The sequence below is a fragment of the Streptomyces sp. CAI-85 genome (assembly GCF_013363615.1).
Taxonomy (GTDB): domain Bacteria; phylum Actinomycetota; class Actinomycetes; order Streptomycetales; family Streptomycetaceae; genus Streptomyces; species Streptomyces antibioticus_B.
In genome coordinates this window covers 24,052-31,852 of the sequence record NZ_JAANNX010000059.1, presented here as the reverse complement: position 1 = coordinate 31,852, position 7,801 = coordinate 24,052, and the positions used below count along the sequence as shown (strand labels likewise).

At 69.5% G+C, this 7,801-nt stretch carries 7 protein-coding genes; 3 read left to right on the top strand and 4 right to left on the bottom strand.

Annotated features, from left to right (window positions below):
* Positions 1 to 698, top strand: a 698-nt coding sequence (locus G6W55_RS31705; protein ID WP_175524156.1) for an AAA family ATPase, incomplete at its 5' end; no start/stop codon positions are given.
* Between the two features lie 130 nt (positions 699 to 828).
* On the opposite strand, the gene G6W55_RS31700 is transcribed toward G6W55_RS31705, so the two are convergent.
* A complete protein-coding gene (locus G6W55_RS31700) occupies positions 829 to 1,473 on the bottom strand; it encodes an HAD family acid phosphatase (RefSeq protein WP_175524155.1) in 645 nt (214 codons plus the stop codon).
* Positions 1,474 to 2,010: 537 nt separating this feature from the next.
* On the opposite strand from G6W55_RS31700, the gene G6W55_RS31695 reads away from it, so the two are divergent.
* A complete protein-coding gene (locus G6W55_RS31695; RefSeq protein WP_175524154.1) occupies positions 2,011 to 2,595 on the top strand; it encodes a M23 family metallopeptidase in 585 nt (194 codons plus the stop codon).
* Between the two features lie 64 nt (positions 2,596 to 2,659).
* On the opposite strand, the gene G6W55_RS31690 is transcribed toward G6W55_RS31695, so the two are convergent.
* Positions 2,660 to 3,256, bottom strand: coding sequence for a TetR/AcrR family transcriptional regulator (locus G6W55_RS31690; protein ID WP_175524153.1), 597 nt, complete (start codon positions 3,254 to 3,256; stop codon positions 2,660 to 2,662).
* A 135-nt stretch (positions 3,257 to 3,391) separates the two neighbouring features.
* Between G6W55_RS31690 and G6W55_RS31685 the strand changes: the two genes are divergently transcribed.
* A complete protein-coding gene (locus G6W55_RS31685) occupies positions 3,392 to 5,002 on the top strand; it encodes an MDR family MFS transporter (RefSeq protein WP_254876516.1) in 1,611 nt (536 codons plus the stop codon).
* 619 nt (positions 5,003 to 5,621) lie between these two features.
* Here G6W55_RS31685 and cseC read toward each other — a convergent pair.
* Both cseC and cseB read right to left on the bottom strand, forming a co-directional pair.
* Positions 5,622 to 7,091, bottom strand: coding sequence for a two-component system sensor histidine kinase CseC (gene cseC, locus G6W55_RS31680; RefSeq protein ID WP_375372492.1), 1,470 nt, complete (start codon positions 7,089 to 7,091; stop codon positions 5,622 to 5,624).
* A complete protein-coding gene (gene cseB / locus G6W55_RS31675) occupies positions 6,980 to 7,678 on the bottom strand; it encodes a two-component system response regulator CseB (RefSeq protein WP_175524151.1) in 699 nt (232 codons plus the stop codon). The genes cseC and cseB overlap by 112 nt, the downstream gene beginning before the upstream one ends.
* Positions 7,679 to 7,801: the final 123 nt, after the last annotated feature.

Here is a 7,801-nt window from a genome sequence, read left to right as displayed (position 1 = left end):
TGCGCCGCAAGCCGTTCTCCGTCGTCCTCTTCGACGAGGTCGAGAAGGCCCACCCGGACATCTTCAACAGCCTGCTCCAGATCCTGGAGGACGGTCGTCTGACCGACTCCCAGGGCCGGGTCGTGGACTTCAAGAACACGGTCATCATCATGACGACCAACCTCGGCACCCGGGACATCTCCAAGGGCTTCAACCTGGGCTTCGCGGCCTCGGGCGACTCGAAGACCAACTACGAGCGCATGAAGAACAAGGTGTCGGACGAGCTGAAGCAGCACTTCCGCCCCGAGTTCCTCAACCGCGTCGACGACGTGGTCGTCTTCCCGCAGCTCACCCAGGCCGACATCCTGCGGATCGTCGACCTGATGATCGGCAAGGTCGACGAGCGCCTCAAGGACCGGGACATGGGCATCGAGCTGTCCCAGTCCGCCAAGGAGCTGCTGTCCAAGAAGGGCTACGACCCGGTGCTGGGCGCGCGTCCGCTGCGTCGCACGATCCAGCGCGAGATCGAGGACACGCTCTCGGAGAAGATCCTCTTCGGCGAGCTGCGCCCCGGTCACATCGTGGTCGTGGACACCGAGGGCGAGGGCGAGACCCAGACCTTCACCTTCCGCGGTGAGGAGAAGTCGGCGCTGCCCGACGTCCCGCCGATCGAGCAGGCGGCCGGCGGTGCCGGGCCGAACCTGAGCAAGGAGGCGTAAGCCTCACGGCGACGCCACCGCGCGTCGTCACGGAAAGGGGCCGGTGCTTTCGAGCACCGGCCCCTTTCGCATGCCCTGACGGCCCTCGGGGCGCCGTGCCGGGCCTTGCCGGCTACGAGATGTACGAGAGCTACGAGAGCTGACCGTCGTAGTCCGGCAGCTTGTACGTCTTCTCGGCGTGGCCGCCCGAGAGGTCGGTGGCGCTGTTGCCGATGTTCGCGATGATCGTGTAGCCCTTCTTCTCGATGTCGACGCGCTGGGCGGTCTTGTAGGCGGCGACGTCCTTGAAGAGGTCCAGGAAGCCCCGGACGTAGAGCCCGTCGACCTTGTAGCCGACGGTCTTGAGGTTGTAGTCGGTCACCCAGGACAGGATGTCCGGGCGGGCGGTGACGAAGAACAGCGCGACGCCGCGGTCCTGGGCGTACTTGGCGATGTCGAGCACCGGCTTGTTGGCCGGCTGCGGGTAGCTGAAGCCGAAGTCGGTCTCCAGGGTCGTGTTGTCGATGTCGAAGACGATCGCCTTCTTCTCGCCCGGCTTGGTCGTGGCGATGCGCTGTTCGAGGTACGGCCGCGCCTGGTCCATCACGGCCCGCACGTCGGCCTGCCAGGTGGCGTAGTCGACGTCCGCGGTGGCGGCGGTCACGGAGGCGGTGGCGACGGTGGGGGTGCCGGCGGCCGGAGCGGCCTGGGCGCCGGCCGGGACGGCCATCGCGGTGACGGCGGCGGTGGCCGCCGCGGTCAGGGCGATACGGCGTGTCCAGGTGTCTCTGGTCATGGGTGGGGGTCCTCTCGCGTCCTTGCATGCCGGGGTGTCGTGAGCATGCTGATCGGTGGGGGTGGCCTGAGGGGGACCAACGGGTTACTGGCGGGAACCAGTGGGTTACTGGACGGTAGAGGGTGCTGAGAGGCCCATCACAGACCCGTGCACGCGAGGTGACCGGGGTCACAAGTCCCCCAAGGGGCAGGGGAGTAGCCCCCGTCACATCCCGAAGTCCCTTATGGGCGGGGGCCGGTGACAAGCGGCACAGGCCGCCCGAGGGGTACTAGGGCGCATAGTGGATCAAGCTATTTGGGCAAAAACGGACATACACCCCAGGGGTGTGACGTGCCCCTGTGTCTACGGCGTGCCAGGTGTCCAAATTGCGGCCTTGAGGGCCTCTGTCAAGGAGTGTGGAGTTTTGATCTGAAGTACTAGCTTCCGTCGTAGATCACACGTTTGGGGGTGCGGCGGGAGGCGGGTTACCAAGGGATGGCCATCCGGCGGCGTCCGTGTGCCGGGTGGTTTCTCAGTCCCCGAACCCATGAGGTCTTCATGTTCAAGCGCGTCACGTTCCGTTCTTCCCGTACGTCCCTGCTTCGCACCCGCGTGGCCGTCGGCGCCGCCGCTGTCGGTGCCTCGGTCGTGCTGGGAGCCGGAGTGGCGTCCGCCGCCGCGCCCGCCGCGGCGCCCGTCGCAGCCAAGAAGGCCGTCGCGGCCAAGGGCTGGGTCAAGCCGGTCGCCAAGTACGCCAAGTCCGCGAGCTTCCACCAGGCCGGTGCCATGTGGCAGTCGACCCACAGCGGCCAGGACTTCGCCGTTCCGAGCGGCACCAAGGTCGTCGCCGCGCACGGCGGCACGGTCGTCAAGGCCGGCGGCAACGGCGCCGGTGACGGCCCGGCCTACGGCAACGCCATCGTCATCAAGCACGGCAACGGCACGTACTCCCAGTACGCCCACCTGTCGCGCATCGACGTGAAGATCGGTCAGGTCGTCAAGACCGGCCAGCGCATAGCCCTGTCGGGCAACACGGGCAACTCCAGTGGCCCGCACCTGCACTTCGAGATCCGTACGTCCGCGAACTACGGCACCGCGATCGACCCGGCCGCCTTCCTGCGCGCCAAGGGTCTGTCCATCTGACCCACTCCGTGACCACGGCAGGACCCATGGGGGCATCCCCTGGGGCGGACACGGCGGTGCCGCTCTAGGACGGGAGGGTGCCCTCGTGGGCCTGGGTCACGAGATCGACGGCGACTTCGAGGACGGCTGCACGCTTCTCCTCGGGGTCGCCTTCGAGGTCCTGGAGCAGGAACATCCCGGCGTGCAGCGTGAAGATGGCGCTCACGCAGCGGACCTGGTCGGTGAGGCGGGCGTCGGGGTCGATGAAGATGTCCCGCAGCCCGCGCATCCGGTCCTTGAAGGACTCGCCGATCCGGAGTTCGCGGACGGTGGCCTGGTTCTCCTGCATGAAGCGGAAGAGCGGGGACGCGTCGGCGAGGATCTGGCTGTAGCGCCGTACGATCTCGTGCTTGGTCTCCAGGGTGTGCGGCTGCTGTTCGCCCCACTCGATCAGTTCCTCGATCGGCTTCGTCAGATCCTGGAAGATGCTGACGATGATCTCTTCCTTCGTCTTGAAGTGGTAGTACAGGGCGGCCTTCGTCACGTCCAGACGCTCCGCGATCTCGCGCAGTGAGGTCTTCTCGTAGCCCTGCTCGGCGAAGAGTTCGAGTGCGACGTCCTGGATGCGCTGGCGGGTGTTCCCGCGGCGCTGCTGCTTCGTGCCGTCCATGGTGACGTCCATCCTCGTACTCCTCGGGCTCCCACGGAAACTTACTTGACGACCGGCTAGTGACGGGTCTACCTTCCCCAGTGTAGTCAACTTGCCGGGCGGCAAGTAAGTAGGTGGCCCGGAGCGGTACCCAGGGGAGTGATGAGGATGGCGGACGTACAACCGGCGGAGACCGAGCCGGAGAAGCAGCCGAGAAGTGTGCGGGTCGTGCTGCTCGCGCTCATGATCACGATGATGCTCGCGATGCTCGACAACATGATCGTCGGCACCGCGATGCCGACGATCGTCGGTGAACTCGGCGGACTCGAACACCTCTCGTGGGTCGTCACCGCCTACACCCTCGCCACGGCCGCCTCCACTCCCATCTGGGGCAAGATCGGTGACATGTACGGGCGCAAGGGCGCCTTCATGTCCTCGATCGTGATCTTCCTGATCGGCTCCATGCTCAGCGGCATGGCCCAGAACATGGGCGAACTGATCGGCTTCCGCGCGGTCCAGGGCCTCGGCGCCGGCGGTCTGATGGTCGGTGTCATGGCGATCATCGGCGACCTGATCCCGCCGCGGGAGCGCGGCAAGTACCAGGGCATGATGGCCGGCGTCATGGCGCTGGCGATGATCGGCGGCCCGCTGGTCGGCGGCACCATCACCGACAACTGGGGCTGGCGCTGGTCCTTCTACATCAACCTGCCGCTCGGCATCGTCTCCCTCGGTCTGATCAGCGCCGTCCTGCACCTGCCGCGCAAGCGCTCGCAGGCCCGCATCGACTACCTGGGCGCCGTCCTGCTCACCGTCGGCATCACCTCGATCGTCCTCGTCACCACCTGGGGCGGCACCGAGTACGCCTGGACGTCCGCGCGGATCATGGAGCTGATCGGCATCGGCGTCGCCGCGCTCATCGGGTTCGTGTTCTGGCAGACCCGGGCCGCCGAGCCGATCGTGCCGCTGCACATCTTCCGCAGCCGAAACTTCACCCTGATGTCCCTGATCGGCTTCATCGCCGGCTTCGTGATGTTCGGCGCGACGCTGTTCCTGCCGCTCTACCAGCAGTCGGTGCAGGGGGCTTCCGCCACCAACTCCGGTCTGCTGCTCCTGCCGATGCTCGGCGCCATGCTGGTCACCTCGATGGTCGCGGGCCGCGTCACCACGAACACCGGCAAGTACAAGGTCTTTCCGGTGGCCGGCAGTGCGCTGATGGTCGTCGGCCTGTATCTGCTGTCGACCATGGACACCGGCACCTCCCGGTTCACCTCCGGTGTGTTCATGGCCGTCGTCGGTCTCGGCATGGGCTGTCTGATGCAGATCACCATGCTCGTCGCGCAGAACAGCGTGGAGATGAAGGACATGGGCGTCGCCTCCTCCTCCACCACCCTGTTCCGTACGCTCGGTTCCTCCTTCGGCGTCGCGATCATGGGCGCGCTCTTCAACCACCGCGTCCAGGACGTCATGGCCGAGCGGGCCGGTGCGCTGGGCTCGAAGCTCACCGAGCAGTCCGCGCAGCTCGACGCGGCCAGCCTGGCCAAGCTGCCGGAGGCGGCCCGCGAGGCGTACCAGCACGCGGTGTCGGCCGGCACCCACTCGGCCTTCCTGCTGGGCGCCGTGGTGGCGGTGGGCGCGCTGGTGGCGTCGGTCTTCGTCAAGGAGGTCCCGCTGAAGGGCGCCGGCCCGCAGAAGCCGGGCGAGGACGCCAGCGAGGCCGGGGCCGAGACCGCGGCCGAGGCCGAGGCCGGGGCGAAGGCTGCGGCCACGCCGGTGGCCTAGGCGGTCTGATCCTCGACCTGGAGTGTGGCCTCGGGTCCCCGGCTTGCGCCGGTGGATCCGGGGCCTTCGCCATGTTCGGCGGGGCGGTGGGGTGTTCGCGGCTGTTCCGGTCGCCCGGGGGCTGGTGGCGGCGTCAGGGCGGTGGTGCCGTCGGGGGCGGATGGGGGCTTTCGCTCTGTGCGGCGGGCTGGGTGGGGTGTGCGCTTCAGGTCGTCGGCCCCGGTGGCGGCGTCAGCGCGGTGGTGCCGTCGGGTGCGGATGCGGGGCTTTCACTCTGTCCGGTGGGCTGGGTGGGGAGTGCGCTTTGGGTTGCCGGGCCACCGGCGGCGGCGTCAGGGCGGCGGCGCCATCGGGTGCGGATCAGGGGCTTCCGTCCTGTCCGCCGGGCCGGATGGGAGCGCGCGCTCTCGTCCGCCGGCCACCGGCGCCAGCGCGGTGGTGCTGTCGGCAACGGCTCCGGGGCCTTCGCTCTGTCCGCCGGGGTGGGATGGGTGTTCGGCTGCCCGGTCGCCCGGGCCCGGCGTGGCGCTATCGGCAGCGGATCTGGGGCTTCCGCCCTCTCCGCCGGGCCGGACGGGGAGCGTGTGCTCTCGTCCGCCGGGCCACCGACGGCCTGGGCTCAGGACAGCGGCATCATCGGGTAGCTCCCCGTGTTCGTCGGGGCGTGTTCGGGGAGCCATAGGACCGCTACCGCGCCCTCGGCGGGTATGTGTGGTGGGGCTCCGGCCGGGCGGACGTTGCGGAAGGTCAGGCGGGCGCCGAGGACCCGGGCCTGGCCCGCCGCGATGGTCAGGCCGAGGCCGTGGCCCTTGCCGGCGCGGTCGGCGCTGCCGGTGCGGAAGCGGAGGGGGCCCTCAGTGAGCAGGTCCTCGGGGAAGCCGGGGCCGTGGTCGCGGACCCGGATCACCCGGCCCTCGACGGTGACCTGGATCGGCGAACTGCCGTGCCGGGCGGCGTTGGCGAGCAGGTTGAACAGGACGCGCTCCAGACGGCGGGGGTCGGTGGTGACCATCGACTCGTGCACCACCCGCACCTCGACCGCGGGGTCCTTGGCCGCCACCCGCCGGCTGACGAACTCGCCCAGCAGAAGGTCCTGGAGTTCCGCGCGCTCCGAGGCGCCGTCGAGACGGGCCACCTCCAGGACGTCCTCGACCAGGGTGCGCATGGCCTTCGCCCGGTCCAGCACCAGTTCGGTCGGCCGGCCCGGCGGCAGCAGCTCGGCGGCGGTCAGCAGACCGGTCACCGGGGTGCGCAGCTCGTGCGCGATGTCGGCCGTGACCCGGCGCTCGGCCTCCAGCCGCTGCTGAAGGGCGTCCGCCATGGCGTCCACCGCGCTCGCCAGGTCGTCGGTCTCGTCGCGCACGACCCCGCCGATCGCGTCCCGCACCCGGACGTCCGGCTCGCCCTTGGCGACCTGGTGGGCCGCGGTCGCCGCCTTGCGCAGTCGGCGCGAGAGGTGCCCGCCGATGAGCACGCCGAGCGCGCTGCCGCCGAGGACGACGGCGATGGAGCCGATCACCAGGGCCTGGTCGAGGTCGTTGAGGATGTCGGTGCTGCGGTCGGTGAACCCGGTGTGCAGGGAGAGGATCCGCCCGTCCTTGAGCGGCACGGCCGCCCAGATGTCCGGGCCGCCCTCGCCGTCGGAGACGTACGTCGCCCGCCGGCCCTCCTCGACCTTCTCCCGCAGGGCCGGCGGCAGATTACGGTCGTCGACCTGGATCTTGGGGAAGTTGGGCCGGCCGTTCTGCTCGACGTTGCGCTGGGCGATCTGGACGCGCTCGTCCGCGAGGTCGCGGGCGTTGTCCAGCATGGAGACCCGGGCGGCGTTGTGCACGACCAGGCTGAGCGCGACCGCCACCAGCGCGCCGACCAGCGCGATCGCCGCGCTGAGCTTCCACCGCAGGCCCGTGCGGATACCCGCGCGCTCCAGACGGCCGGGAATCAGGTGCCGGAACATCCCCCGCATACCCCCGCCGCTCAGGCCTTCAGCTTGTAGCCGAAGCCGCGGACCGTCTCGATACGGTCCTGGCCGATCTTGGTCCGCAGCCGCTGCACATGGACGTCCACGACCCGGGTGTCTCCGCCCCAGCCGTAGTCCCACACCCGCTCGAGCAGCTTGTCCCGGGACAGGACCGTGCCCGGCGCGGAGGAGAACTCCAGCAGCAGCCGCATCTCGGTCGGGGTGAGCGCCACCGGCTGACCGGCCCGGCGCACCTCCATGCCCTCGGTGTCGACCTCCAGATCGCCGAAGGTCAGCACACCGCCGTCGGGCGCGGTCCCCTCGCTCCGGTCGCCGCCGCCCGCGTGCCCGAAGCGGCGCAGCACGGCGCGGATCCGGGCGACCAGGACGGCGCCGTCGAACGGCTTGGTCACGTAGTCGTCGGCCCCGGCCTCCAGGCCCAGCACCACGTCGATGGAGTCGGCGCGGGCGGACAGCATGATCACCGGCACGGTGGACTCGTCGCGGATGCGGCGGCACAGGCTGACGCCGTCCAGGCCGGGCACCATGACGTCCAGCAGGGCGATGTCGGGGCGGTCCGCCCGGAACGCCTCCAGGCCGGAGAGGCCGTCGGGCATCGCGGTGACCGCGAAGCCGTCCCGCTCCAGGGCGAGCTGGGTGGCCTCGCGGATGACGTCGTCGTCCTCGACGAACAGAACGTGTGTCTGGTCTGCCATCCCGGTGCTCTCAGTCCTAGTGATCGGTGTGCCGTCTGCCGGTCGTCTTGTGGGTCGTCAGTCTGTCGTGTGCCTGTCGGGGCGGTCCTTAGGGGGGACGCGTGGACCGTGCCGTGCGTTCAT